This window comes from Tumebacillus avium (assembly GCF_002162355.1).
Classification (GTDB): Bacteria; Bacillota; Bacilli; order Tumebacillales; family Tumebacillaceae; genus Tumebacillus_A; species Tumebacillus_A avium.
The window spans coordinates 2,521,291-2,545,524 of record NZ_CP021434.1 but is presented as its reverse complement, the minus strand read 5'-3'; the positions used below and the strand labels follow the sequence as shown (position 1 = coordinate 2,545,524).

The following is a 24,234-nucleotide window of genomic DNA, read 5'->3' as shown; positions in this document are numbered from 1 at the left end:
TCCTTTGGTTAATCCTCCTTGATTGGTACTCGTATTTCACCCGACATAAGCTTCGGAAGCAAGGAATCGCGGGTTTCGATTAGTTTAATTGACTCAAACAACTTACAATTGGTGAAATCAACTAACCTGTGGATTATTTCTGTGAAAAGAGCGGATGTCTGATCATTTGGAATCAATACAGGATACCTCGAAATATCGTTCCAGTTTGTTCTAGGCATTCTCGTACCGTTGGAGTAGTTTGTTACAAATTCGATCATTTTCTCACTGAATAATTGTAAGGTTAAATACCCGTAATGCTTAGGATCAATCGGGTAAATAGCAATTATATCTGTAGAACACACACCGCTGGTTGGAGCTATAGCAACTTTATGGAAATACGGTCTTAACTTCCCAAACAGAATGTCGTTTTTTTGAAAAAGTGTTTTATTACTTTCTATTCCTTCTGAAACTCCAAGTTTTCCAATAAACAACTTTTTACGTGGGAGATGCTCTAACCCTACATAGGCAGTACCCTTAGGAATTTCGGAAGCTTTAATTGTTTTCTTTCGGTTATTGGCCAAATCCTCTATTGTTCCTACTGACCATCCCTTCGGTTTTATCCCTAGCTCGCTCTCTTCAAACTCGCCGCCACTTGATTTGTAGGGACCACCGTTTTCATTCGGAAACTCGAAATCGATGAACCAATGAATAAAAAGAGACTTCGCAAGTTCCTCTAAATTTCGGTTAATTGCATTGTTGCATTCGATTTTGTCATCGAGTCCCTTTAATACACTCGCTATCTTTTTTTGTTCCTCAACAGGAGGTAAAGGTAATGGGACTCTTTTTAAAATTTCTTGATTTAACGACGGCATTGTAGTTCCTTGAGCATTACTTAGGATCCAATTCGTATAGAACTTGGTACCAAAAAAGTAGGAAACGTATTCCGGGTCAATGTCTGGTGTGTTAAAGCGAAGTCGAATACAGTCACTTCCTTGAAGCCATCCATCCTCTTTTTCAGTTATCAGCGCCCTTCTCTCCACGGCACCTTTTCGCCCAAAGACAATATCACCTGTTTTCAACATATATTTTGACAGTCTTTTCGCATCGGAAATATCCACTTTTGGTGATTGTCCATGAATTATTCGGTTTACTCCAATGTCCTTTACAGCAATCACTGGAGTCCCTTCTAATGTATAAGAACTTGCCTTTAGCATCGTGCCAAATGGGCCTGTTTGAATATCCGCTTGCTTCCTCTCTACCAAGTTACCCAATGTTGTTATTGTTCTTGTGGTGTCGAACAAACTAAAACTCAAAACCGATGCCCCCCAGCCGCTTTCGAATCTCTTTCTCTAACTGACTTGACTTCGCAAATTGCTCGGCCAGTTCCGTCGTCAACCGTGCCATTTTTTCTTCAAAGGGTTCACTGTCTTCCTCCACATCTTCAATCCCTACATACCGCCCCGGCGTGAGGATGTAATCATGATCGTGAACTTCCTCCAGAATTACGGATTTACAGAAACCTTTCTCGTCTTCGTAAGAACCCGCTGCTGCCTGACCACGCCAAGCATGATAAGTATCTGCGATCTTGCGAATGTCTTCAGCACTCAACTCACGGTGCGTCCGATCCACCAAAAAACCCATTTTTCTAGCGTCGATAAACAGGATCTCACGGCTACGGTCTCGGAGACCTTTGGGTGCTTTGTTTTTCGCGATAAACCAGAGACATACTGGAATTTGCGTGGAATAGAAAAGTTGCCCCGGCAGAGTGACGATACAATCAACCAAGTCTGCGTTTACAAGTTTGCTTCGAATACCGAATTCAGCTGTCGTACTGGTCGACATAGAACCGTTGGCCAAAACAAAACCAGCCACCCCACTCGGAGCAAGCTTGTTCACAATATGTTGAATCCACGCATAGTTCGCATTACTCGCCGGCGGTATGCCATAGCTCCACCGTACATCTTCCGCTAAACGCTCCCCGCCCCAGTCGCTGATGTTAAAAGGCGGGTTCGCAAGTATATAGTCTGCCTTCAAGTTCTTGTGCAAATCGTTGTGAAACGTATCTGCATGATGCTCCCCAAGGTTACTGTCGATACCACGGATCGCCAAGTTCATCTTGCACAAACGCCATGTGGTCGAATTCGACTCCTGACCGTACACCGCAATGTCGCCAATTTTCCCTTGGTGTTCTTCTACGAATCTTTCACTTTGGACAAACATGCCGCCAGAACCGCAGCATGGGTCATATACACGGCCTTTGTATGGCTCGATCATCTCGACCAACAATTTTACAACGCTGTTCGGAGTATAGAACTCTCCACCGTTCTTGCCTTCTGCGCTGGCGAATTTACTAAGGAAGTATTCATAGACCCGACCGAGTATATCTTTGGATCGGCTGGCTTCATCCCCCACTTTAAACGAGAAGAGATCGATGACTTCACCCAGCCGTGTTTTATCAAGTGCCGGTCGGGAGAAGTCCCTCGGCAGTACCCCTTTGAGTGAAGGGTTTTCTTTCTCGATTGCGATCATTGCATGATCGATGATCTGACCGATCTCCGGTTTCTTTGCGTTGTCCTTGATGTGATTCCAACGTGCTTCTTTCGGCACCCAGAAAATATTTTCTGCTATATACTCATCGCGATCTTCGGGATCAGCGTAGGATTCATGCGACAATGCTTCAAACTTTTCCTCGAACGCATCTGAGACGTATTTTAAAAACAGCAGCCCCAGCGCAACATGTTTATATTCTGCAGCATCCATGCTGCCACGTAATTTATCCGCAAGAGTCCATAGTTTTTCTTCAAAACCGATATTGGCCGTTGCCATATGTGATAATCCCCTTCAACGAGTTCGATTTTTTATACATTCATTGTATCATAATTAGATATTGCTTCTTAATGAACGTAATAGAAGCTGACAGGTGAAATATCACCCGTCAGCTCTGTTATTACAGTTTTGTGTTCATTTCCTGAATGAGTTTCTCAATATCGCTCAGCCATTGATAGCCATTCAGCTTTTCCAGTAAAGCTTTGGAGTCTTCCCCCTTACGTTTGGCATGATAAAGTTCGTCAGCCATTGCGTTCGGATGAAGTTCAGACGCCATAAAGTAAACTTGGCGATCAGGGTTCCGCAACATCCCAATCCCAGCTTTGTACTTGTCCAGATATTCAGAAACCAGTGTCTTCTGATGAAGGAAATCCCAATTGGACGTGATGCTTTTTCCCAAAAGTCCTTCAACGTGTGGCTTTTCAATGCTGTTCAGCAACGAACAGACAATGATGTAGACCCGGTCATTTGGCACCCCATAATTCTCGTCCGAGTCGCTCACGACAGCGTTGATATACCGATACCACTCCGTCCCCCGGTGAAAACCCAAGTCTGTCATGAACTTCAAGGTGGCGACCGGTTGAGCATCTCTGGAGAAAATAATCAGCCCGTCTTTCGCCCGGTCCACGTTGATGCTTTCATCCTCAAGATGATCTAAGAAGAAGTCCTCCAGGGTGTTCCCCAAGTTGATCGAGAGACGGCGGGCTGCCTTTTTCTTTTTGTTGTTGGCAATGCGCAAACGTTCCTCTTCCATGTACACCTTTGTCACTTGCATGAAAAGGTCATACGTGAGAGAATGAACTTCAGAACTCTCCTGGGTGAACTTTGTGAGCTCTTCTGTCAGGATCGGAGTGTCCAAAACAGCAGACAAATTCACACCTGTGAGATTTTCAGCCAAGGTCTTGAGAATTTGGTTTTTTTGTTTCTCGATCTGGACGAGACTTTCGAGGGATTGGCTGATGCTTTCAAGATATTTCTCCATGTGTTGCATTGTGATCTACCTCCAGTAATGATTTATTACCCGCAAGAGATGGCGCTCTCTTTTGGATGTAATCATCATAACACGAGGTTTTTTCCAATGCAACCTTTTTTGTTGGATGTTTTTTATATCACTGAGATATGATCGGTAATAAACTTTAAACTAAAGATATCGATGCAAAAGGCGGAATTTCAGTACGATTCCTATCGCTTATCCTTCGTAATAATGATCCCTACAAAATTCCAGCACATTGAAAAACCACCTGCATACTTAGCAGGTGGTTTTTCGTGCTACTCCCGGCTGCGGATGCCCGGCTGGTCATCAGCGCCGGGGAGGTCGAGCGGAGGCGGCGGGACGTTATCGTCAGAGTCGTGGAGGTCATCTTGATCATCGTCTGTTGTTCGCTTGCCCTTGTCGCCGTCGATTTTGAACTGGTCAACCAGCTCCTCGTCCCAGGACAGGGTCAGCTCGTATTTGTGCTCCAGGCCTTCTTTTTTGTAGTCTTGGCGCACTTGTACTTGGTTGGCGACCATGATCGGCAGACCGTCGAAGTTGAAGCTGTGCTGTTCTTCGATGCTGTCGGCCAGGCGTCTGAGCAGGTCAGCAACGCTCTGTGCAGTCATGATGTCACGGCGCTTGATTTTGATTTCCGTGCCACTCATCGTACATCCCTCCGCAAGTGTGTCGTGGTGATCTTTACTTCGCCAGACGCTCCGCCACTTTGATCAAAGAGCGGGTCGAGAAGCCGGTCGCTTCTTCGACGATGTAGCCGTTGGTCTTCTTCGCTTTCGAAACGTTGGCCATGTCGATGTGCACAAACGGCACACCGTCTGCAAACGCCGCCAGGAACACGCCGCCTGCGATCGATGCTGCGTTGCGGTAGGAGTAGTTGATATAGTCGGCGATCGAGCTTTCGATCAGCTTCTGGTACTCCGGATAGTTCGGCAGCGGGAACAGGCGCTCGCCCGCTTCTGCGCCGGCCTGCTTCACTTCTTCTACCCAAGCATCGTCATTGCCATACAGGGAAGCTGCTTCGTTGCCCAGCACGACGGTCACCGCGCCGGTCAAAGTCGCCGTATCGACGATCTTCGTCGCGCCGAGATGCTTGACGTAGGCAATGCCGTCGGCCAGCACGAGGCGGCCTTCGCAGTCGGTGTCGATCATCTCGACCGTCTTGCCGTTAAACGCCACCGCCACATCGCCCGGCTTAAACGCGCTGCCCGACACCATGTTCTCGGCCAGCACGAGGATGCCGATCGCGTTCAGCTTCAGCCCGCGCTCTGCGATCGCACGCATCGCGCCCAGCACGCAGGCAGCGCCGCCCATGTCGGTCTTCATGTCGCCCATGCCGTTTTCCGGCTTGATGATGTAGCCGCCGGTGTCAAAGGTGACGCCTTTGCCGACCAGACCCAGCACTTCCTTGGAGTCGGGCGCGCCGTTGTAGCGCAGCACGACGAGGCGCGGCGGGATCTCCGAGCCTTTGCCGACCGACCAGAGCAGGTTGAGGCCAAGCTCCTGCAATTTCACTTCATCCAGCACTTCCACTTCGAGACCGGCAGCGGTGCCCAGTTCGACCGATTTGTCGGCAAAGATCACCGGGTCGAGCAGGTTGGCCGGCATGTTGGTCAGATCGCGCGCCAGGTTGACCGCTTCTGCGTCCACGCGCGCCGCTTCCACCGCCGCCTGCACATCCTCGTCCGCCAAAACGGTCAGCGTCGTAAAGCGCTGGTCTGCTTCCGCCTCCGACTTGTGGTTGTGGTAGACGTAGCGGCCCATCAACATGCCTTCGGTGATCGCGCCCGCATATTCGGACGCGTAGGCAGATACAGCCACGCTCTCGCCGCGGACGCTGCGAGCGACGGTGCCTGCCGCCTTGCGGATCACTTCTGCGTTCAGGTCGCCTGCTTTGCCGAGCCCGACCAGATAGAGGTGTTTCGCGGCCAGACGGCCGTTGGCGCGCACATGCGTGACATCGTTCACTTTGCCGGTCGCTTCCCCGTCTGCAAACAATGCTTGCAATTCGCCGCCCAGCACTTCATTCAGTGCAGCCAATCCGGCCGGCAGTTCGTTCGTCTCCCCGTAAAACACGACCAGCGAATCGGCCGCAACGGTATGCAAATCAGTATGTTTATGTACAGTAATGTTCACAATCAGGTCCCCTTTATATTTATTTGAAACTTCATTTTGTGACTGTAATTCGTCCATTTCCTCCCCTCTAATTCTATTATTCTTCATATTCAATTTTTGTATAGCCAAGTCCTGTAGTTTTGCATCCCAATTATGTCTTAAATTATCGTTAATGAAATCGAGTTCATCCTTCTCTTGCAATAACCCTAGCACAGTATTCAGTAGATACTTCCTTGATTGTAGAACAAATAACTTCTCCCAATTTGTAATATGCGTATCTAGGTCCAAAAGGAGAGTTCTTAAGTACTCATACGAAACACTACCAATAAGCTTAACCTCTCGATCAACTACTCTATTAGGGCTGATTATCGATTGCAACCTATAATAACTGTACCATATTGTGTAAAATTTTAATCTGAAGTAGTAGTCATGGTCCTCGTCATACAAATGACTAGATTCCAAACTCTCGATCAATCCCTCTAATTCATCTACTTGTAACGAATTATCAATACCCTTGATTTCAATACCTTGGTGTAGATATTCTAAAGAAAACACTTCGTTAAGGATATGCAAATCAAAACGTTCGGTAACCAAAAACTTAATTAACTGCGCAAAACAATCCATACTTTTTTTTCTAAGTGCAAATATCGCTTCTTTTTTAATTAACACCATCGCTGTATTGTAGGTTCGCTTAGCGCTAGTTTTCACTAATGCATTCTTAATTAATGCGAGTGTATTCACTAGAGATGATTCGTCTTTATACTTGATTGAGGTGTTAATCATATTGGAATATAAAGAGAAGTAGTCTGTGGCGTAATTAAAGCGATCACTATGAAGGTCGAGTAATCTGGCAATAATCATATCGCATAACTCATCCGCGTATTTATTATAACCATAACTAACAGTAACTTCGAATAGCTTTGATAAAACCTCTAAGACTCCTTTAGTCAATGTGTAGTTCATCTCATTCTCTTTAATAATGCTATATAAACTTTGGATTATCTCCTTGCAAACAAAAAACTCCTTATTAATTATCCCCACTTCATACGTTTCCACATAAACTTCAGAAATCTTTTTCCGAGCATCTTCTAACGAATCGTTAGATGCTTTTTGATAATACTCAATACCATCAGCAAATCCCGTTAAATTAAAAGTAGAAAATTCATCTATGAGTTCAGTTTCCTTTTGTTGTGCTTGTGTATACAGTTTCACTAAGGTCTTTTTCACATGAATAATATTATTACTAACTGTTGTATAGTCCTTCGACTTGACAGCGTTAAATGACAGATTTGTAAACCACCCCAGATTTTCCGTAAGAATATAGTCCATAGTTTTTATATATTTCTCGGAATCTTTGATCTCGAGTTCACCAAACTGCCTTAAAAAGCTCAGAGAGTAAATATAATTAACTAGATCATCGCTGACTTCATTTATCTTATCTACGAAATACTCGGTCATTTTTTCCGGAAGTGAATACCTAAATATTTTCAACCCTAAAAATAACACAACGAAATAACTATATATGAAGAAAACTGTATCAAATAAAAAGAGCAAATAGTGCTGGGTTTCATAAGTTACTTCCCCTGAAGTGACCGTCCCTTTTGGGGAGAAATACACGACCCCGATATGGAAAATCATAAAAGGAAAAAGATAGAAAAACATTCTTCGCATCTCTTCAAGAATTATTTTGAAAAAGGTTCCTGCGTACCGATTAATTATTAATGTTGAAGAAGCCGTAGTAATAGTAATAAACAAAGGGGCCACTTTGAAAAACAAGTCATTAAGATATATCCTTACCTCACTAAGTCCTTTTCCTGAAGCATTTACAAAACTGTTTGCCGGAAAAGTATCTAGCCAACTAATAAGCTCCAATAGAAACAAAACTAAAGCCAACACGCCTACCAAATACCTTTGAGTGTTCGGAGTTATCTTAGACATTATTTCAATACCATTCCGGTTCAATTACTTCACCTACATTTTTGCTTTTAATTGTGCTACTTTCACTTTCATATATTGACGAAAACGGTATTTTATTAAATTGTTTTATCATATTTTCAAAAGAAGTGTCTATTCCAAGCTGCATGTATATTGGCTTGGCTTTAATAACAGCAGCACGCCCTTTTTCTCCAAGTGAGTATAGGCTACCTCTTTTAATCACGAGTCCCTGTGAAAGTAAAAAATCTAAATCATATTGAAGCTCCCTGCTATATGGGTAACTCAAAGACCTTACAAATTCATAATTAAAGGTTACCCCCTTTTTTATTCGCAAATTTCGTTCCAGATCGAAAACCATTTTTTGCAAAACAAGTCCCGAAGGCACCTTATTTGTCAGCTCCAATACCTTCAGCAACAACAACTTGTTAAGGACATCTCTTTTAACGATCATATACAACCCTCCAGTTATTATATTATGTCACTATAGGAAGGACGTGACAATAATATTATACTTTGGTCCCTTGGTTCGGATATAATACATAGTGGAATCTAAAAAGGTTGACTACATTCAACAGCCAATTTAACAAAAAGAGAGCCAAAAGGCTCCCCAGAGTGTTTATATTGTAATTTTGGTCATACACTTAGAGTGGAGGTGACGGCAGTGAACAAGCAGGAAGAGCAAGATCAGCAACAGGATGCGAAGCAGGAGCCAATACAGGAAGAAAAAAGTGAAGCATGGCGCGCATTTGGACTTGTTTCTGCCATCGGGCTGGATCTGGCCATCTGCACGATCGGCGGCACGGTGCTCGGCAATTGGCTGGACGGGTTGCTCGGGACATCGCCCTGGCTTTTGCTGCTGGGAATCTTGCTGGGCCTCACCGCCGGGATTTACGGGATCACGAAGCTGATCGCCGTATTTAATCCGGAACAGAAGAAGTAAAGGCTGGATCAGGTTTCTTTGGACGGGTTGCTTTTCAGAACTTCATCGATCTTGGACAGTTCCTGACTGAAGGATTGAAGACGGCCGAAGGTTTCTGCTTCGAGGTCCGCGTCGCCTAGTTTTTTGGCTTGGGCGTACTCTTCAAGCGTCATGTACAAGTGTCCCATGATGATCTCCCGTGTCAATCGCAGATCAAAATCAGCCGCTAATTTGCGCTCTTGAAACGGTCCGTCATCCATGATCAGGCCGTTTAAGTACAAGGTACGGTACAGATCCCCGCGGTGCGTTTCGTACTTCTCCCCACGCAATTTAAACTCACTGATCAATGCGTCGACCGCTTTAACCATTCGACCATCCCCCTTTTTCACCCGCAGATATTCGATCAGCACGTGCAGCGTCTTCCCGTTTTCATACATGTAGAAGATCACTTCGTCATCGCGAAGATACAGGTGAAAAATCAGGGTCTTGCCTTTCCCTTTCTCCTCCAGTTGGATACCGGTGCGAGTTACGCGTGCTTTCCAAAGATCGACCTGTGCACGGGTCGTTTCGCCCGAAATGTTACGGTAGATCACAATCTGATTTTCCATGTTTGCGTCACCCTCCTCGGTGCTGCTCGGAGGCTTTTTTAGAGAGAAAAAGGTTTGACATATCCTATGTCCAAGAGCCGATTTTAGAACTTCAATTTCGGAAAAATGGGCACAAAAAAAGACCTGTCCAAAGGTTCACGTAACTAATGCCCCATATTTATTGAAGAAAAAATTAAGGACTCTTTTTGACATAAAAAACCACCTACCCCCATTGGGTTAGGTGGTTCATGGTTAAGTCGTAATACTCATAGGGATTCCCGGTTCATACGCTGCCGTCACGACATCCATGGGGATACCTGGCTCATATTGCGCTTGTTGATTCGGACCAGACACGAAAACAGCTCCGATGAAGGCAAAGGCGAGGAACAAAATCAGCAATTTCTTTCTCATCGTTTTCACCGCTCCTTGTTATGTAACTGCCTGAACAAGTTATTGCACTCTCTTTCTAATTCAAGTGCTTGCTTGTAATTCTCCAGACTTTGGTACGAATCGACTGCAATTTCAAGTGAATCGATCTGTTCAGTTATCAATCCAATTGTACCAAAGATATGAGCAGATTTTAAAGAGCAAGAAATTGCCTCATCGAATTTTTCCTGTTTTAAATAGCAGTTCGCTAAGGTCTGCAAGCAGTCTGCGGCTTCAGGAGAAGTATTGAAACCGTGCTGTTCTACCAAAACCATAGCCTTCTGCAACGCAACATGTGACTCCAGGTAGTTGCCTGTCTTCAGATGAAGCGACGCGATTCTGGAATACACGAGGATGAGATTCGAATAATTTTGCTCTTCCTCAAACGGTTCGATACACGCGTGAAGTTGAGAGACGGCAAGCTCCGGGTCTTCTAAGGCAGTGACTGTAGAAGCAATCGTCCTTTGCACGATATAGGAATAGTTTTTCAAATTCAGGCTATGAAAAATGATCTTCGCGTGATCAAAACACTCCACAGCGTGCTGGAAATCATGCGCTTCCCGATAAGTGATGCCTTGCTCATAGATCGTGATCGCAAGTTTGGAAAGCTCCCCGGTCTGTCTGAAGTAGTCGTGCGAAGTTCTCAAATAAGGCATCGCCTGATGAGTAAGTCCGATCTTGCGCAGTGTCAAACCAACGTTGTAAGCGATCTTTGCCGCCAAAGCATTAATTGTCGGAAACCGGTTGGTGTAATCAAATGCTTTGCGGTAGTTATAGTTTGCATTGCTAAAGTTCTGCATCTGATTGTATACATTCCCCAACGTATACCGCACCAAAGCCAATACATGAGCATCATCATAGTTCACCGCTTCCAACTCCTCAGCAAGCGGTAACAATTCCCTTAGGGCCTCATCATACCTTTCTTGCTGGTACAAACACTCGCCCATCTCCACCGTCAACTCAATCGTCTCTGCCTGCGACAGGTCTGACCGCCCCCGCAGCCGCACCAACAGCGGTTCTGATTCCGTCGGCTGGTTCGTCTCCAAATACACTTTTACCAGTTTCTGCAGACAAGCCTTCTCCATCTGCTCCACTTCATCTTCCACCAACTCATGCAAAGGCACTTGCAACTTCCGTGCTAAATGCTGCAAAAGTTCCACCGACGCCGTATTCCGATCCCGCTCCAACTGGCTGATCATCGAGATCGTGACATACCCGTCCGCAACCTCGCCCTGCGTCATGCCCTTTTCCAAGCGCAGTCGTTTAATCTTTTGACCAATCGTCTCGACCGTCCCGGTTTCCACAGTACGCAACCTCCGTTTCTCCACTTGCAATAAACCCAGTATACCACACTATAAAAATACGAGGTATACAATCTAAATGACCTCTCAAAATCACCAAGAATTTTTCAAAACTACCAAGGCGAGAAGAACAATACAAAATCCTGCTGATATTGCCTATTCACAGATGACGAAAATAATGACCACCTCACACATCCTAGAAAAGGAAACGAACGGATGACTTATGCACAATCGGGAGCCGAATACTGATTGGCTGAAAGCTAACATTATGGTGTTAAAACGATTCGTTATGAACGTAACTGTTAAACCAACCAATTTGAGAGACCACTAGATGGTGATACAGCTCGAATCAAAATTATGGAATGAAAAAATCCCCTATTCAAGAGAGCACTGCAAAACACAGCATAAAACTTGGAAACAGCATCCACACGGATGCTGTTTCTTTTATAATGGATTTAATACTACGAGGTGAGGGACGATTTCATGTTGTATACATCGAAGCAAACCAAAGCATCCTTTCATGCGGAGCTCTATGAGCTCATTCCTGAGGACCATGTCCTACGTAAGATCAACGAGATAGTGGAATTCTCTTTCATACATGAGTTGGTACAAGACAGCTACTGCGTATTTTACGGACGCCCTGCGAATGAACCAGAGCTCCTGTTTCGCCTGCTTTTTCTACAGTTTTTATACAAGCTTTCAGACGAGAGAGTGATCCAAGATGCTCAGGTGAATCTCGCCTACAAATGGTTTGTAGGACTGAATCCGGAAGATTCGTTGCCCGATCCGACCCAGTTATCCCGCTTTCGAAATCATCGACTGGGCGCTAGCCGTGTGGAAATGGTTCTCGAAGCGCTTGTGCGACAGTGCGTTGACAAGAAGCTCTTGAAATCAAAAGTGCTTATTCTCGACTCCACTCATACGCACGCGAATACAAAAACACAATCCGCGCTTGATGTTCTGAAAGATGCGGCGAAACGGTTGTTGCGTTCCGTTACGAAGAAACATCCGAAACTTCAAAAGAAATTACCCTCTTTTCCTAAATTAATGGGGGCCATTGAAGAACAAGAAAAAACGATGCTTCATTTTCTTGCTGACTTAGGAGAACAGGTAGAATTTCATTTACCAGATGCTGAAGGGGCCATTCTTGAAAAGCTTCGCTTCGCCAAGCAAATTGTTGAAGATGAGCGCTTGTTAGCACGCAAAGGAATTCGGTCGGCCATTGACCCGGACGCTCGTTTTGGATGGAAGTCTAAGACTGTTTCTTTTTTTGGATATAAAGAGCATCTTGCAATGACAGAAGAAGAGATTATTACTGCGGTGGAAGTTACTCCGGGTACTTTTGATGATGGAAAACAGCTTCCCACTTTGCTCCATGCGAGTCAGGCAGTTGGGGTACAGGTAGAGGAGGTCCTTGCCGACACAGCTTATTCTGGAAGTAATAACTTGAAATTGTTGCACGAATTGGACATTACCGCTACGATACCACTCAATCCGACCGTTCACACATCTCAAGATCTTGAGGATGGATTTCGTTATGTTAAAGACGCAGATGCAGTCCAATGTCCGGCAGGGCATCTCAGCACTCGTAAGGCCCGACAGGGAAAAAAGGGGACGGGCACAAACTGTTACTACTGCCCTATAATGTCCGTAAATTGACAGGCTCTGCTGTCCAAGAATTGACGAAAAAGATGACCGCGTGAGCGATGTTAAACCTGAAAGAAAAAACGGGAGAATCAAGTCAATTCTCCCGCGATTACCCGTTTCACCATGTGGTCGTCAATGATTCGATGCTTATTTGCTGCTCCATAGATCAGACTATGTGTGGCAGCCTTATTAACCAAGCGAATCGTACCACTTGAATAACGATAGATCTCATCGACCGCACCATCCGTGAAAATGTCACGGCTAACGCCCGCATATTCCAGATGACGAGCTATGTACGCCCCAACCTGTGCGCGGTCGTAGTGAACCAGTTTGCACTGTAGATCAATCCTTTGCCGAATGGCCGTAAACATCTGGAGTTGAAGGCGATCCCACAGTTCATTTTGTCCGACCAGGATCAGAGCCATTGGACTCTGGGCATCCATTTTGAAGTTCAGCAGAAACCGTACTTCTTCAAACATTTCTTTGTCTAGCAGATGCGCTTCATCGACCACCACGACTGGTTGCAGGCGATGAATCCCCCGCATCAGCTCAATTTCCCGATGCAGTTGTCTCTTGCTGTCCCCTCGATAAAACTTCGCTTCACACCCCAACTGTTCAAGCAATCCCTTGTAAAAATGGCGAGGCGTTAGCTTTGAATCGGATAGGTACAACAGTTTAAATCTCGATGTGTCGAGCACATCCGCGAATCGGCGGATGGTCGTTGTTTTACCAGTTCCGCAATCGCCGGTCACAACGGAGAACCATTGCCTTTCGGCCGTATATTCCAATCTCTCAAGCGTTTCTTCCAAAACATCCGACGCATACAGCTCATGGGTAGGCATATCACGAGAAAAAGGGGTTCTCGCCATTTCATAAAACGCCTCAAACATCTCGCTTCGCCTCCTCCCGAATTTTGCGGAATGAGACGGCGCGTGTTTGACGTTCTTTCCTGACTTGATTCTTCTTCTCCGCAGCGTCCAGTAACCGTGAACCTTCGACTATAAGCGGTTCAATTGTCGACGGGATAGAGGGGCGTCTTCCTGCCCATTCACCTATGATCAGTTCTTTCGCCTGCCACGGTGTATGGCTGCCATACTCAATTGTAATCGTCGAGATGTCACGCGGGTCGTAGACGACTTCAACCTTTTGTCCGTAAGCGTCTAATACTCCCCACCTCCACACGAAACATAGAGCATGAGATAATCCTCCTCAGACGGAAATGAGGAGGAATTTTTTATGACTCGAAGCGAGCTTCGAGCTGTATGGGAATCTCGAATCTCTGACTGCCGCGCCAGCGGTCAAAGTGTAGCGGCGTGGTGTACAGCTCATCAGATCAATTCTCGCCAGTACTACTATTGGCTGCGCAAGCTCTCCAACACTGAGATGCCTTCACCTCGCTGGTTGGAGGTCTGCGCAGACCAACAGCCAAGTAACGAAACCGACTCCTGCTTGCAGGTCAAAATTGGCTCTGCCGTGATCGAAGTCAAGCCAGGTTTCAATCGAGACCTGTTGGCGGATGTCGTCCTTGCCTTGCAAACGATATGTTAAACGAAACCGACATAACTCGTGTCTACATAGCCAGCGGCCACACGGACCTTCGCAAGTCGATAGACGGTTTGGCCGCCTTGGTTCAGGAGAGTTTCGAACTGGATCCATTCTCCCAATGCCTGTTTGTCTTTTGCAATCGGCAACGAGACAAACTTAAAATCCTGCACTGGGAGCATAACGGCTTTTGGCTCTACTATCGCCGCTTAGAGCGAGGAACCTTCCAATGGCCGCAAAAGAAATCTGGTCCAACGATGCAGATCAGTCGAAGAGAGTTGCGGTGGCTTCTGGATGGCTTGTCGCTTCAGCAACGAAAGGCACACCCGAAACTCACCGCACAGACGGTGATTTAGTATGAAAAAATTCTTGTTCTCACTAGGAGAATGAGAGCTTCAAGGCGAAGAAAAAAGTATGAAACCTACAATAGCCATCCCAACCACCATTGAAGAACTTCAAAAACAGAACATACAACTTGGAATACAAAACGCAGAGTTGAAAGCTAAGCTCAACTGGTTGGAACAACAGTTTCGTCTCAGCCAACAGAAGCGTTTCGGTGCCTCAAGTGAGCGGACAAACGCGGATCAGTTGGAACTGTTCAACGAAGCGGAATCCGAATCCTCCACAGCCGTGCCAGAGCCGACCGCAGAAACGATTCAATACGTCCGCAAGAAGAAACGTGGACAGCGAGAAGAATTGCTTGAAAACCTGCCGGTTGAAACGGTGGAATACCGTCTCTCGGAAGACGAGCAGGTCTGCTCGTGCTGCGGTGGTCCTACCCATGAAATGAGCACGGAGGTTCGCCAAGAGCTGAAAATCATCCCGGCTCAAGTAAAAGTGTTGAAGCATGTTCGCTATGTGTATGCGTGCCGCCGTTGTGAGCGTGAGGAGATCAGCACTCCCGTGCTGACAGCTCCCATGCCGCAACCTGTATATCCTGGCAGTTTGGCTTCCCCATCCGCATTGGCTTTTATCATGAATCAAAAGTACGGGGAAGGCTTGCCCTTGTATCGTCAGGAGCAGCAACTCATGCTTCTCGGAGTAAACCTGTCGCGACAAACGATGGCCAACTGGATGATCTATGCAGCTGACCGCTGGCTGAGCCTGCTGGAGAATCGTATGCGAGAGCACATGCTGAAGCAAGACATTCTGCATGCCGATGAAACGACCCTGCAAGTACTGCGTGAACCGGGTCGGGCAGCCAAGAGCACATCGTATCTCTGGCTTTACCGTACCGGGCGCAACAGTCATCCGATCATCGTGTATGACTACCAGCCGACACGAGCAGGCGAACACCCGCGACAGTTCCTGTCCGAGTTTCACGGCTACCTGCATGTGGACGGATACGCGGGGTATAAGAAGATCCCTAACGTCACCCTGGTCGGGTGTTGGGCACATGCTCGCCGCAAGTTCGACGAGGCTCTGAAAGCATTGCCGGCCTCCAGCCGAACCGCAGCTGTAACCGCGAAAGAAGGGCTCGAGTTCTGCAATCGTCTTTTCGCGATCGAACGCGAGATGAAAGATGCCTCGCCGGAAGAACGATACACGGCCCGTTTGGAGCGTAGTCGGCCCATACTGGAGGAATTTTCGGTATGGCTACAGACTCAAAAATCCCGCGCGTTACCGAAGAGCGCACTGGGGCAGGCCATAAAGTACTGCCAGAACCAATGGGTAGCATTGGGGGCGTTTTTGCTCGATGGGCGTTTGGAGATCGACAACAACCGAAGTGAACGCGCCATCAAACCATTCGTGATTGGACGGAAAAATTGGCTGTTCGCCAATACTCCACGCGGCGCAAAGGCAAGCGCTGTGATCTATAGTCTTGTCGAGACGGCGAAGGCGAACGGGGTAAATCCGCTGGTCTACCTGACCTATCTCTTCGAGACCCTGCCCAACCTTGCGAACCCTCATGATCACCATGAGCTGGATCGCTTGCTCCCGTGGTCGGACACGCTGCCGCTCATCTGCCGAGTATTTAATAAAAAGCACGAATCGCCTTCAGTTCTTGCGTAGCTGAAGGTTATTCGTGTTTTGTTTACGATGAATATCTTTCAAGCAGTCCCCACCTTTCGGCAAACGACACAAGGTGGGGACTGTTTTACGCTTACTTTTGTCCAATGAAAGAAAGCCCGACCTCGTATTTCTTCCCCATAAAACTAATACAGCCAGCCTTGTCCACTTTTCTCGTTTCGCTGTGTAAAAACGCATCCGCAATGAGAGATTCCTCGGCGAGCCGGAGCGGCGTCGAGCCGCTTCGAAATGCCACCTGCGGGCTAGAATTGTCATCGAGTGCGGAATGGGGTTTGGTCTGGTAACATTCGGTGAGCCAAACTTGGAACAACAGATTGAGCTGGTCGAGTGTCTGGGGCTTTTCAAGCGCAGCTTCCGTTAGGAAACTGTCTATGACCCGGTTGAAGCGCTCGATTTTCCCTTTGGATTCGGCTGCATATGGCCTAGTAAAGCGAAGACGTATGCCAAGTTTTGCACATGTACGAGTCATACTTTTGGTTCGAAATTGCTTGCCGTTATCAAAGTAGACAGAATCAGGTACGCCATTTGTTTGTATTGCGAAACGGAAGCAGTCTTCTACGATCGTTTGGTCGAGTGTTGGATAGAAAGCCGCATGCAACACATAACGAGTCGCATCGTCGATGAACGCAACGAGATAGACTTGCTTGTTGGCTCCGCCTTCACCAATCGGTAGATACGGCCCGAATTTTATGTCAGCTTGCCACAGTTGGTTACGCTGTTTGTGTTGAAAGCGTCTGGCCGCAAGGCCAGAGGTTGAGTATAGTCGCATGTGGCGAGTGCTGTAGCCGTTCTCCATCAATTTTTCCTGCAAGGTGCTGCGCTTGATCTCACCGGGCTTCGCTAAACCTTCCCACTCCAAGATCTGAATGATTTGTGCAACACTGCGGCTGGGTACTTCTCGGCGAAGCAGGATGGCTTGCTCAAGGAGATAGGGAGTAATTGCTTCGGCTGTTTGCCTTTGACCCTTCCCTTGAGGTCGAAGTCCGGCGAAACCTTCGGCCCGGTAGGCAGATAGATAACGACGGAGAGTTCTTTCGGATAAGCCGGTTTGTTCACAAATGGCTTTCTTCAGCTCTTTGGCTTTTCCAGGGTCAATACCATCGGCCAACAGAGGAGAGATCAACTGCATCCGTTCGACGGCGATCTCTTCTGCCTTTTTGTCGTTTTTCATAGGAATCTACAGTCCTTTCCAATAGGATGTAGATTCACGATACCTTAGGGAATCGCGGACAAGAAGGCGAAACGGGTATGTACCCATAATTGAGAATGAACGATGGGTCGGACAACTCTCGCCAGCCAACCTGCCTCTTGTCCAACGTAATGTCCGATCCTTTGGAGTGCAGACGGTGAAGGTACGGACAATGGCTCCACCGGATTTTCTTGACGCGCTGCAACCGTTGATAAACAATTAACCCAGTATTGCCAGCACACCTTGAACCAAATGTGCCAGCGATACAGGGTTGATTCATCAGCGGCTACGTCTGAGGTCTGCGCCTGAGACAAGACTGCTTCAAGGCATTCGGCTTCATAACGTTTATAAGGAACGAGCAGGTCCGGCAACTCATGATGGATCTTCCCGCACCCCTTGCAACGCAAACGACGAATGATATAGGTGACCCGTTCACTGGTTGGCTTACGCCCAATGCGACTCCTGCTACCGATCACGAACAGTTCATGCTCACAGACAGGGCAGATATGCTGCTCTGCACTCCTAACGAAAAACACCACGTTTTCTATTTTCTTCGAGCCCATAATTTGATAAAATGATCATGCGATTTTTTGGGACGACTCTGGTGCAACTGTTAGCGCAGCGGCACATCATACAGAGTCGTCTTTTTCCTTTTTTTAATTTGTACGTGGTCATTATATCCGTCAATTTTTGGACAGGCAATAGCGTCAGCTTTTGGTCAATTGGCATTGGCTGTAACAACAAACCAGCGTGAGGTTTATTATTTTGATGTGAATATCTGTAAGGACTGTCCGCTGCGTGAAGGATGTTACAATCCTGGTTCTCGTACAAAGACCTACTCTTTCCGAATCCTCTCTAAACATCACGAGAAACAGTTAAAATACGAACAGACTACGTTGTTTCAGTTGCGAAAAGGCATTCGATCCAGAATCGAGCACAAAAATGCCGAACTGAAACTTCATCATGGCATGGCCAGGGCACGATACCGTGGTCTATTTGGCATGAAAATACAAGCGTACCTAACGGCTTTCGCCGTCAATGCCAAGAGGATGGTACGGTTACTTGAACAAGAAAAGCGAGCCTCCTAGACGGAGACTCGCTTTTTCATTCTAAAAATCCGACTCCTTTATGCGGTCAGAATCCCAGCCCTACACTTTTGCAGTGCTCTCATTCAAAGGGGATTTTTTCACAATCAAATATTTTATCAAGAATGCAATTGATGCTATTTTCCTTCCTGCTCGGCGACTCGCTTTACTAGAGCTTCCTGGCGCTCATGCTCCGCACTCGGAAGCGGCATGCCCATTCCCAGTGACGTGATGTTCGTGTAGTCGATGATCTTAAAGGTACGTTCATTTTTCTCGTTCAGCACAAGGTACGCAACAAGTTCACCATCTCTAAAAATATTAATCTTTATGTACTCAGATTTTGTCTTATTTTTATAATTTCCTTTCTGTTTATAGATATCAGCAATGATATCTCCATACTTTTCATTAATTTCGCTGTTCGAGGAGAATTCGAGATCAATGACGTTCGTTTTTTTGGGTTCACGTACGAGCGGATTGCCCTTTTTGTCAATTACAGTGATGGTGTCGATTTTAGTCTCGACTTTTTCAACTTGTGCATGTCCCTTGGCTTTCAATTCGTTTTTTATTTGAAGATCCTCGTTGCTTGCCTGACCTGTAGTAGTTACAGTAAGTAGCGCAAGGCAGGCAACTGTAAGAGTACCGAGTACTTTTTTCATCAAGTTATTCCCCCTCGTTATCTGGTTACCGTGAAGTCTGTTCTAGTGCCCGTAACCGTGTACCCAGATTCTTGTGTCAAGTTAAATCCCCCATTAAACGGAGACCAGGTAGCTAAATCACTGCTTAGGTAGGTCGTTCCAGAGAAACGTGTCGGACCGTTTTTGTTTGTGTCCCAGTTGACCTCACTCTGCGCCGTTACACGCGCAGGTGCAGTATTGGTACCAAGATAGAACCAATCGATGTACGAATTTGCGATGTTAACTTTCCATGCCTTTTTGTCCAAATCCCATCTAATCCAATAGTCATAGGTTGTGTTCAGAGGTTGCGTCATCGGGAAGGTTTCCGAAAGGTTATTGCTAGGTCCCCACTCGACATAAGTTGTTGGAGTGGACTTGTAGTTACTAAGGTGGTCATATCCTTTCATCCAACCGATTTGTACCCACCAAACGATTTCCGGATTCAACTTACTTACATTCGAAACATCAATGAAATTTGCAGCAAACGAGTAAGCGCCGTCGTTATATGTATATGGCGTGGTGCTTGGCGTCGAGATTGCGGCATGAACACCATAATAATTCTCCGACCAAGTCGGGGGTTTATATCCACCGTACCAACGACCATAGGCTGCATCGACAGAATTTGCAGAAACCGATACCAACAAAGTTGTAAGTAAAGATGCCACTAAGAGTTTCCTCATAAATATACCCCCTTATGTTGTAAACATAGTATACAACATTCAACGAGGTAATTCCAACACATTTTGTAAAAAAAAGGTACCTGCCAATTGGCAAGCACCCTGTCCTTTCGTTCATTTCGGTTCTCCGAAATGCTGATGAAAATCAAAATACGCTACTTTCCAAGCACCTTCTAAACTTATCAACTTTAAGCCCACATTTCTATGAAATACAAATCTGTCTGGATTATAAACAACGACAGTATTGATTATATAGCCATCCTGACCATCCACTTTTGTTTTATAAACATCCTTGATTATGACATCTTGTACTTCAGGAAGATCTGAACGACCTCTGACATTATGGACAAAGTCATAATAGCTAAGGAGTTCTTCTTTCATTTCTTTTTGAGCCCGCTCCGTCGCATATTCAGTACCTTTCAGATCTTCACCTTCTGCACGATTTGCATAATCAAGTACTGCTTTATCAAAATTTTTAGCGACTTCCTCTGCGGCTTCTTGATCTGACGCCCCGCTGGCACAACCAGTTGCGATTAATGTTACCGCAAGAAACAAAGCGCCAATGGTTTTTTTCATCTTTTCTCCTCCTTCCAGAAGTTTATCCGCATTTTATCAAGAGCCCTAAGTTAATGAACTCCTTTTTCCATTTACTCAAATATATTATACACGACAACGAGACCCTGACACATGTACAATATACTTACTTTTTTTGCGGAAAAGCTTATAACAGTTGAACAAGCGATGCGGTCACATAGCCGTACATGCCGTCCGGGGTGCGGACATAATACCAGTCGCCCGCCGTCTCTTCGATGATCAGCACTTGGCCGGCGTAGACCTGACCGATCACTTCGTTCTCGGTGCCCGGCATCTGGCGCAGGTTGACGTATTCGCCGGTGACCTGCCCCTTTTGCTTGCCGCTGTCAGACGGGTTCTCAGCGACGGGCTGCTCCTGACCGGAGTCCTGACCCCCGCCAGCCGGGCCTGCCGTCTCCGAGCCGCCGTCTGCAGGCGGTGTGCCGGCTGTCGTGCTCGCGGTGGCGCCGATCTTTTCTTTGACGAACTGGCGCGTTCCTGCGATGTCCGGCCAGAGCACCTGCTCGCCGTACATGTTATATTCTTCGGACAAAAACTCCACCGGCGGCAACTGCTCGGTCTGCATGCCGGTCGTGTCGGCCTTGAGGCCTAAGGCGATCAGCTTGTAAAGGTCGCCCGCCGCGATGTTGCTCTCCGTGTACGGCGTGACTTCTTTTAAGATCTTGGGCAGTTTCAGCGCCATGCCGGGCGTTGCCATCTTCTGGCCGACGATCTTCACCATCTCGCGCTGGCGTTCCGTGCGGTCGAAATCGGCGCGGGCCGTGCCGCGGTACCGCACATACATCAGTGCCTGCTGGCCGCTCAGATGCTGCTGTCCCGCTGCAAGCTTAATGTCGTACACGCCGTCATCCGGGTGCACCATCGCCTCTTTGACGTTAACATCCACTCCGCCCATGGCGTCGATGATCTTGGCGAACCCTTGGAAGTCGGTCGCCACGTAATAATGAATCGGAATGTCTAAAAAGTCCTGCACCGTCGAGATCAAGAGCTCCGGTCCGCCGTTGGCGAACGCTGCGTTGATCTTGGCTTGCCCGACCCCTTCAATATCGAGGTACGTGTCGCGCATCACCGAGAACAGGGACGCTTTTTTCGTGACGGGGTTGACGCTCAACAGCAAAATGGTATCGGAGCGCGGCTGCTCTCCTTTGACGCGGGTGTCGACCCCAAGGAAGAGGATGTTCACTTGTTCCTTGCCTTCCCATGTCGCGGTGGTCAGCGGACTGTCTCCGCTTGAGAATTTGGTGGTGCTCACATCTTCTAAAAATGAAAACATCGAGTATACGTAATACCCGGAAAATAACAAGAGTATCGTCAGCACAAAACCGACGAGCCGCAGCCATTTTTTCTTCACGCATTCATCTCCTCCACTCAATTCTATTCCACGTTTCGCTCTCTTTTCCTGTATTCTTGACGATTTCTTTCCCTTTTTAGCCATTCCGTGTTACTCTTTTGGTACAAGCACCCAACTGTTGGAGGAGGTTCTATCTATGTCGGACTGCATCTTCTGCAAGATCATCGCAGGCGAGATCCCATCGAAAAAAATCTACGAAGACGATCATGTTTACGCCTTCCATGACATCAACCCGATCGCGCCGGTCCATGCGCTGGTCATCCCGAAAAAACACATCCAGAGCATTCTGCACATCTCCCAAGACGACGGCGAACATGTACATAAGATTCACCTGGCGATCCAAGAGGTCGCGAAAATCCTCGGCGTGGCCGAGTCGGGCTTCCGCGTGATCACCAACACCGGCGAGCACGGCCAGCAGACCGTCTTCCACATCCACTACCATGTGATCGGCGGACGCCAGCTGAAATGGGATATGTAATTCTTCCCTCATTCTTCGACGAGACCTGAGTTCATCACCCGAACTCAGGTCTTTCTTTATTTTCACTAGTTCTAAAATTTAAATTAAAATAATTATTTTATTGATGAATTTTTGAAGTGGTGATATAATTTGAATTGTAATTAAAACATAAAAAGGGGTGTTCGTATGAAAAAGCTGATTCTCGCAGCAGTACTCGCTGCCGGGGCGCTGTCCGTGGCAGTACCGGCACAAGCAGCAACGGTGATCACACCGGAATGGAATGAAGACTGGGTCGTTGCAGAACTGTGGTTCGCAGATTACCCGCCGCAATACTACTACAATGCAGAGACCGGCTATTCCGGCCAACTGCAGCGCGTCTACCCGCAGGCGGACGGCGGCTACATCGGCGTTTACTACGGACAATGGCTGTAATACAAAACCCCTTTGCGCATCGCTCGCAAAGGGGCTTTTTTTATTTTCCGCGCAGTTTGCCTGTCACTTTGCCAAACAGGTTCTTGTATTGCTGAATCTCGTCTTCCTGCAGGACAAACATCTTCCAGAACGGATAGCCTGTCGCCCGGCAGAAGTAGATGATCGCGATCAGGAAGATGATCGCAAATCCGCTCGTCTTTGCCAGCGCCATCCCTTCCGCCCCCATGTGAAACACGCCGAAGAACAGAAAGGAGAGGATGATGTTGGTGAAGATCGAGATCATTTCCAGCCGGATCAGCACTTTCGGCTGCCCAAGCTGGTTGGTGAAGAAATTGGTCAGCACCTGCGCCAGGCCAAGCATCGCCACGCCCGGCAACAGGATGTAAAACGGAGTCAGCGCGGTCGCAAAGTCTTCCTTAAACGCCAAGATGATCACCGACGGCATCACCAGGTAAAAGAAGATCAGCGAGAAGAGCAGGATGACCACCGTGTGCCGAAACGTCCGGGCGGTCAGCAGCGAGGAATCTTTTTCTTCGAGCGCCGAGACGCGGGTTACGACGACCTGCAAGAGCGACATCGACACGAACAGCAGCATGTCGGCCACCGTGACGGCCACCGAGTAGATCCCCGCCGCTTCCACGCTGATCATGTACAGCACGAAAAAGTAGTCGACCCGGTAGTTGAGCTGCGTCAACAGCCGGCTGCCGGCCAGTTGGTTGCCGTACTTGAAGATCTCCGTGCGCAGGTCTTGGACCGGCTTGGGCACCAGGCTGACCTTTCCTTTCTTGACCGCGACCACCGCTGAGATCGAAGCGGTCACGACATAAGAAGCCAGCCAGGCAAACATCGCCCAGACTACTTTCTCGTTCTGTTCATCGGGCAGCGTTAACGCCAGGAAAAACAGCGGAATCGCCAGCAGCGACTGCAGGGTGTTCAGGCGGTTCAGCCACTCCAGCTCGTTCAGCCCGAGGATCAGCCGCGTCACACAGACGTGGAACAAAGCGAACGGTCCGATCATGCCTGCGATCCACCAGGTCATCGCCTTGGATGGCACAAGGTTGATCAGATCGTGCCAAAAAAACGGGGTCGCGAGAAGCGCCGCCGCAAAGAGGATCAAAACAAATACAAAGCAGTAGTACAGCACGGTCGTAAACACTTCGGATGGCTGTTGTTTGCGCTTGTTGATGCCGTACGGGATGTACTCCGAGAACGAGCCGACCACCGGCGAGTACATGGCGAGGTTGGCCGTCATCGAGGACAAAAATCCGCGCCCGGCCGGCCCGACATAGTTGGCGGTCATCACGGCGGTGACAAAGACCAGCCCCGCCCCTAAAAACTTGTAAAACATGGCCCAGAGGACCCGCATATATTGCGACATAGAGATCCCTTCTTTTTCCAGATCGAGTTGAGTATGCAGATACCATTTTATCACAGTCCGCCCCATCCTCCTACGCCCCATTGTTTACAATCGCATGT

At 47.4% G+C, this 24,234-nt stretch carries 23 protein-coding genes and 2 pseudogenes; 8 read left to right on the top strand and 17 right to left on the bottom strand.

The window, feature by feature from the left end; translation table 11 throughout:
* Nucleotides 1-8: 8 nt before the first annotated feature.
* The 6 genes from CBW65_RS12155 to CBW65_RS12130 all read right to left on the bottom strand — a co-directional run bounded on the left by CBW65_RS12155 (nucleotide 9) and on the right by CBW65_RS12130 (nucleotide 8,297).
* Nucleotides 9-1,292, bottom strand: coding sequence for a restriction endonuclease subunit S (locus tag CBW65_RS12155; protein ID WP_087457057.1), 1,284 nt, complete (start codon nucleotides 1,290-1,292; stop codon nucleotides 9-11).
* Entirely contained in the window at nucleotides 1,282-2,805 is a 1,524-nt protein-coding gene (locus CBW65_RS12150; RefSeq protein ID WP_087457056.1) for a class I SAM-dependent DNA methyltransferase, read from the bottom strand. Before CBW65_RS12150 ends, CBW65_RS12155 begins: the two co-directional genes overlap by 11 nt.
* Nucleotides 2,806-2,926: 121 nt before the next feature.
* Complete coding sequence (locus tag CBW65_RS12145; protein ID WP_087457055.1) at nucleotides 2,927-3,796, bottom strand: hypothetical protein; 870 nt, start codon at nucleotides 3,794-3,796, stop codon at nucleotides 2,927-2,929.
* A gap of 278 nt (nucleotides 3,797-4,074) precedes the next feature.
* Nucleotides 4,075-4,446: an amphi-Trp domain-containing protein gene (locus tag CBW65_RS12140; protein WP_087457054.1), complete on the bottom strand. Its 372-nt coding sequence runs from the start codon at nucleotides 4,444-4,446 to the stop codon at nucleotides 4,075-4,077.
* Between the two features lie 34 nt (nucleotides 4,447-4,480).
* Nucleotides 4,481-5,932: a leucyl aminopeptidase gene (locus tag CBW65_RS24240; RefSeq protein WP_157721912.1), complete on the bottom strand. Its 1,452-nt coding sequence runs from the start codon at nucleotides 5,930-5,932 to the stop codon at nucleotides 4,481-4,483.
* 1,921 nt (nucleotides 5,933-7,853) lie between these two features.
* Nucleotides 7,854-8,297 (bottom strand): SH3 domain-containing protein, encoded by a 444-nt coding sequence (locus CBW65_RS12130; protein WP_087457052.1) that lies wholly within the window; start codon nucleotides 8,295-8,297, stop codon nucleotides 7,854-7,856.
* 210 nt (nucleotides 8,298-8,507) lie between these two features.
* Between CBW65_RS12130 and CBW65_RS12125 the strand changes: the two genes are divergently transcribed.
* Complete coding sequence (locus CBW65_RS12125; RefSeq protein WP_232463491.1) at nucleotides 8,508-8,786, top strand: AtpZ/AtpI family protein; 279 nt, start codon at nucleotides 8,508-8,510, stop codon at nucleotides 8,784-8,786.
* Between the two features lie 8 nt (nucleotides 8,787-8,794).
* On the opposite strand, the gene CBW65_RS12120 is transcribed toward CBW65_RS12125, so the two are convergent.
* The 3 genes from CBW65_RS12120 to CBW65_RS12115 form a co-directional block, all read right to left on the bottom strand.
* Entirely contained in the window at nucleotides 8,795-9,373 is a 579-nt protein-coding gene (locus tag CBW65_RS12120) for a hypothetical protein (protein ID WP_087457051.1), read from the bottom strand.
* 231 nt (nucleotides 9,374-9,604) lie between these two features.
* Entirely contained in the window at nucleotides 9,605-9,763 is a 159-nt protein-coding gene (locus CBW65_RS24235) for a hypothetical protein (protein WP_157721911.1), read from the bottom strand.
* A gap of 5 nt (nucleotides 9,764-9,768) precedes the next feature.
* Nucleotides 9,769-11,082, bottom strand: a complete 1,314-nt coding sequence (locus tag CBW65_RS12115) for a helix-turn-helix transcriptional regulator (protein ID WP_087457050.1) — start codon at nucleotides 11,080-11,082, stop codon at nucleotides 9,769-9,771.
* 480 nt (nucleotides 11,083-11,562) lie between these two features.
* On the opposite strand from CBW65_RS12115, the pseudogene CBW65_RS12110 reads away from it, so the two are divergent.
* A pseudogene (locus tag CBW65_RS12110) lies at nucleotides 11,563-12,723 on the top strand (IS1182 family transposase); the annotation flags it as partial.
* A 92-nt stretch (nucleotides 12,724-12,815) separates the two neighbouring features.
* On the opposite strand, the gene CBW65_RS12105 reads toward CBW65_RS12110, so the two are convergent.
* Nucleotides 12,816-13,616: an ExeA family protein gene (locus CBW65_RS12105; protein WP_087455883.1), complete on the bottom strand. Its 801-nt coding sequence runs from the start codon at nucleotides 13,614-13,616 to the stop codon at nucleotides 12,816-12,818.
* Nucleotides 13,617-13,962: 346 nt separating this feature from the next.
* On the opposite strand from CBW65_RS12105, the gene tnpA reads away from it, so the two are divergent.
* Genes tnpA through tnpC form a run of 3 tightly spaced genes read left to right on the top strand, consistent with a single transcriptional unit; the run spans nucleotide 13,963 to nucleotide 16,281 of the window.
* Complete coding sequence (gene tnpA, locus CBW65_RS12095) at nucleotides 13,963-14,274, top strand: IS66 family insertion sequence element accessory protein TnpA (protein ID WP_087456258.1); 312 nt, start codon at nucleotides 13,963-13,965, stop codon at nucleotides 14,272-14,274.
* Nucleotides 14,268-14,624 carry an IS66 family insertion sequence element accessory protein TnpB gene (gene tnpB / locus CBW65_RS25360; protein ID WP_087456259.1) on the top strand — a complete coding sequence of 119 codons (357 nt, stop codon included), beginning with the start codon at nucleotides 14,268-14,270 and terminating at the stop codon, nucleotides 14,622-14,624. Before tnpA ends, tnpB begins: the two co-directional genes overlap by 7 nt.
* A 58-nt stretch (nucleotides 14,625-14,682) precedes the next feature.
* Entirely contained in the window at nucleotides 14,683-16,281 is a 1,599-nt protein-coding gene (tnpC, locus tag CBW65_RS12085; protein WP_087456260.1) for an IS66 family transposase, read from the top strand.
* Between the two features lie 94 nt (nucleotides 16,282-16,375).
* Here tnpC and CBW65_RS12080 read toward each other — a convergent pair.
* Nucleotides 16,376-17,470 (bottom strand): annotated as a pseudogene (locus tag CBW65_RS12080) (DDE-type integrase/transposase/recombinase); the annotation flags it as partial.
* A gap of 44 nt (nucleotides 17,471-17,514) precedes the next feature.
* A complete protein-coding gene (locus tag CBW65_RS24845) occupies nucleotides 17,515-18,051 on the bottom strand; it encodes a DUF6431 domain-containing protein (RefSeq protein WP_232463330.1) in 537 nt (178 codons plus the stop codon).
* A gap of 159 nt (nucleotides 18,052-18,210) precedes the next feature.
* On the opposite strand from CBW65_RS24845, the gene CBW65_RS25355 reads away from it, so the two are divergent.
* Nucleotides 18,211-18,576: a transposase gene (locus CBW65_RS25355; RefSeq protein WP_157721910.1), complete on the top strand. Its 366-nt coding sequence runs from the start codon at nucleotides 18,211-18,213 to the stop codon at nucleotides 18,574-18,576.
* A 134-nt stretch (nucleotides 18,577-18,710) separates the two neighbouring features.
* On the opposite strand, the gene CBW65_RS12065 is transcribed toward CBW65_RS25355, so the two are convergent.
* From CBW65_RS12065 to CBW65_RS12050, 4 genes are all read right to left on the bottom strand, one after another.
* On the bottom strand, nucleotides 18,711-19,229 hold the full coding sequence (locus CBW65_RS12065; RefSeq protein ID WP_087457046.1) for a hypothetical protein: 519 nt from the start codon (nucleotides 19,227-19,229) through the stop codon (nucleotides 18,711-18,713).
* A gap of 17 nt (nucleotides 19,230-19,246) precedes the next feature.
* Entirely contained in the window at nucleotides 19,247-19,927 is a 681-nt protein-coding gene (locus tag CBW65_RS12060; protein ID WP_087457045.1) for a hypothetical protein, read from the bottom strand.
* A gap of 111 nt (nucleotides 19,928-20,038) precedes the next feature.
* Nucleotides 20,039-20,500, bottom strand: coding sequence for a hypothetical protein (locus tag CBW65_RS12055; protein ID WP_087457044.1), 462 nt, complete (start codon nucleotides 20,498-20,500; stop codon nucleotides 20,039-20,041).
* Nucleotides 20,501-20,645: 145 nt separating this feature from the next.
* Nucleotides 20,646-21,869, bottom strand: coding sequence for an LCP family protein (locus CBW65_RS12050; RefSeq protein ID WP_198299820.1), 1,224 nt, complete (start codon nucleotides 21,867-21,869; stop codon nucleotides 20,646-20,648).
* 136 nt (nucleotides 21,870-22,005) lie between these two features.
* Here CBW65_RS12050 and CBW65_RS12045 point away from each other — a divergent pair, with 136 nt between their 5' ends.
* Both CBW65_RS12045 and CBW65_RS12040 read left to right on the top strand, forming a co-directional pair.
* Nucleotides 22,006-22,347, top strand: coding sequence for a histidine triad nucleotide-binding protein (locus tag CBW65_RS12045; protein WP_087457042.1), 342 nt, complete (start codon nucleotides 22,006-22,008; stop codon nucleotides 22,345-22,347).
* A gap of 165 nt (nucleotides 22,348-22,512) precedes the next feature.
* Nucleotides 22,513-22,758 carry a hypothetical protein gene (locus CBW65_RS12040; protein ID WP_087457041.1) on the top strand — a complete coding sequence of 82 codons (246 nt, stop codon included), beginning with the start codon at nucleotides 22,513-22,515 and terminating at the stop codon, nucleotides 22,756-22,758.
* A gap of 40 nt (nucleotides 22,759-22,798) precedes the next feature.
* On the opposite strand, the gene CBW65_RS12035 is transcribed toward CBW65_RS12040, so the two are convergent.
* Entirely contained in the window at nucleotides 22,799-24,190 is a 1,392-nt protein-coding gene (locus CBW65_RS12035) for an oligosaccharide flippase family protein (protein ID WP_157721909.1), read from the bottom strand.
* Nucleotides 24,191-24,234: the final 44 nt, after the last annotated feature.

Bases quoted from the DNA above. Each gene is read 5' to 3' on its own strand.
- CBW65_RS12150 (WP_087457056.1), bottom strand. From the start codon at position 2,805: ATGGCAACGGCCAATATCGGTTTTGAAGAAAAACTATGGACTCTTGCG.
- CBW65_RS12145 (WP_087457055.1), bottom strand. From the start codon at position 3,796: ATGCAACACATGGAGAAATATCTTGAAAGCATCAGCCAATCCCTCGAA.
- CBW65_RS12140 (WP_087457054.1), bottom strand. From the start codon at position 4,446: ATGAGTGGCACGGAAATCAAAATCAAGCGCCGTGACATCATGACTGCA.
- CBW65_RS12130 (WP_087457052.1), bottom strand. From the start codon at position 8,297: ATGATCGTTAAAAGAGATGTCCTTAACAAGTTGTTGTTGCTGAAGGTA.
- CBW65_RS12120 (WP_087457051.1), bottom strand. From the start codon at position 9,373: ATGGAAAATCAGATTGTGATCTACCGTAACATTTCGGGCGAAACGACC.
- CBW65_RS24235 (WP_157721911.1), bottom strand. From the start codon at position 9,763: ATGAGAAAGAAATTGCTGATTTTGTTCCTCGCCTTTGCCTTCATCGGA.
- CBW65_RS12105 (WP_087455883.1), bottom strand. From the start codon at position 13,616: ATGTTTGAGGCGTTTTATGAAATGGCGAGAACCCCTTTTTCTCGTGAT.
- tnpA (WP_087456258.1), top strand. From the start codon at position 13,963: ATGACTCGAAGCGAGCTTCGAGCTGTATGGGAATCTCGAATCTCTGAC.
- tnpB (WP_087456259.1), top strand. From the start codon at position 14,268: ATGTTAAACGAAACCGACATAACTCGTGTCTACATAGCCAGCGGCCAC.
- tnpC (WP_087456260.1), top strand. From the start codon at position 14,683: ATGAAACCTACAATAGCCATCCCAACCACCATTGAAGAACTTCAAAAA.
- CBW65_RS24845 (WP_232463330.1), bottom strand. From the start codon at position 18,051: ATGGGCTCGAAGAAAATAGAAAACGTGGTGTTTTTCGTTAGGAGTGCA.
- CBW65_RS12065 (WP_087457046.1), bottom strand. From the start codon at position 19,229: ATGAAAAAAGTACTCGGTACTCTTACAGTTGCCTGCCTTGCGCTACTT.
- CBW65_RS12060 (WP_087457045.1), bottom strand. From the start codon at position 19,927: ATGAGGAAACTCTTAGTGGCATCTTTACTTACAACTTTGTTGGTATCG.
- CBW65_RS12055 (WP_087457044.1), bottom strand. From the start codon at position 20,500: ATGAAAAAAACCATTGGCGCTTTGTTTCTTGCGGTAACATTAATCGCA.
- CBW65_RS12045 (WP_087457042.1), top strand. From the start codon at position 22,006: ATGTCGGACTGCATCTTCTGCAAGATCATCGCAGGCGAGATCCCATCG.
- CBW65_RS12040 (WP_087457041.1), top strand. From the start codon at position 22,513: ATGAAAAAGCTGATTCTCGCAGCAGTACTCGCTGCCGGGGCGCTGTCC.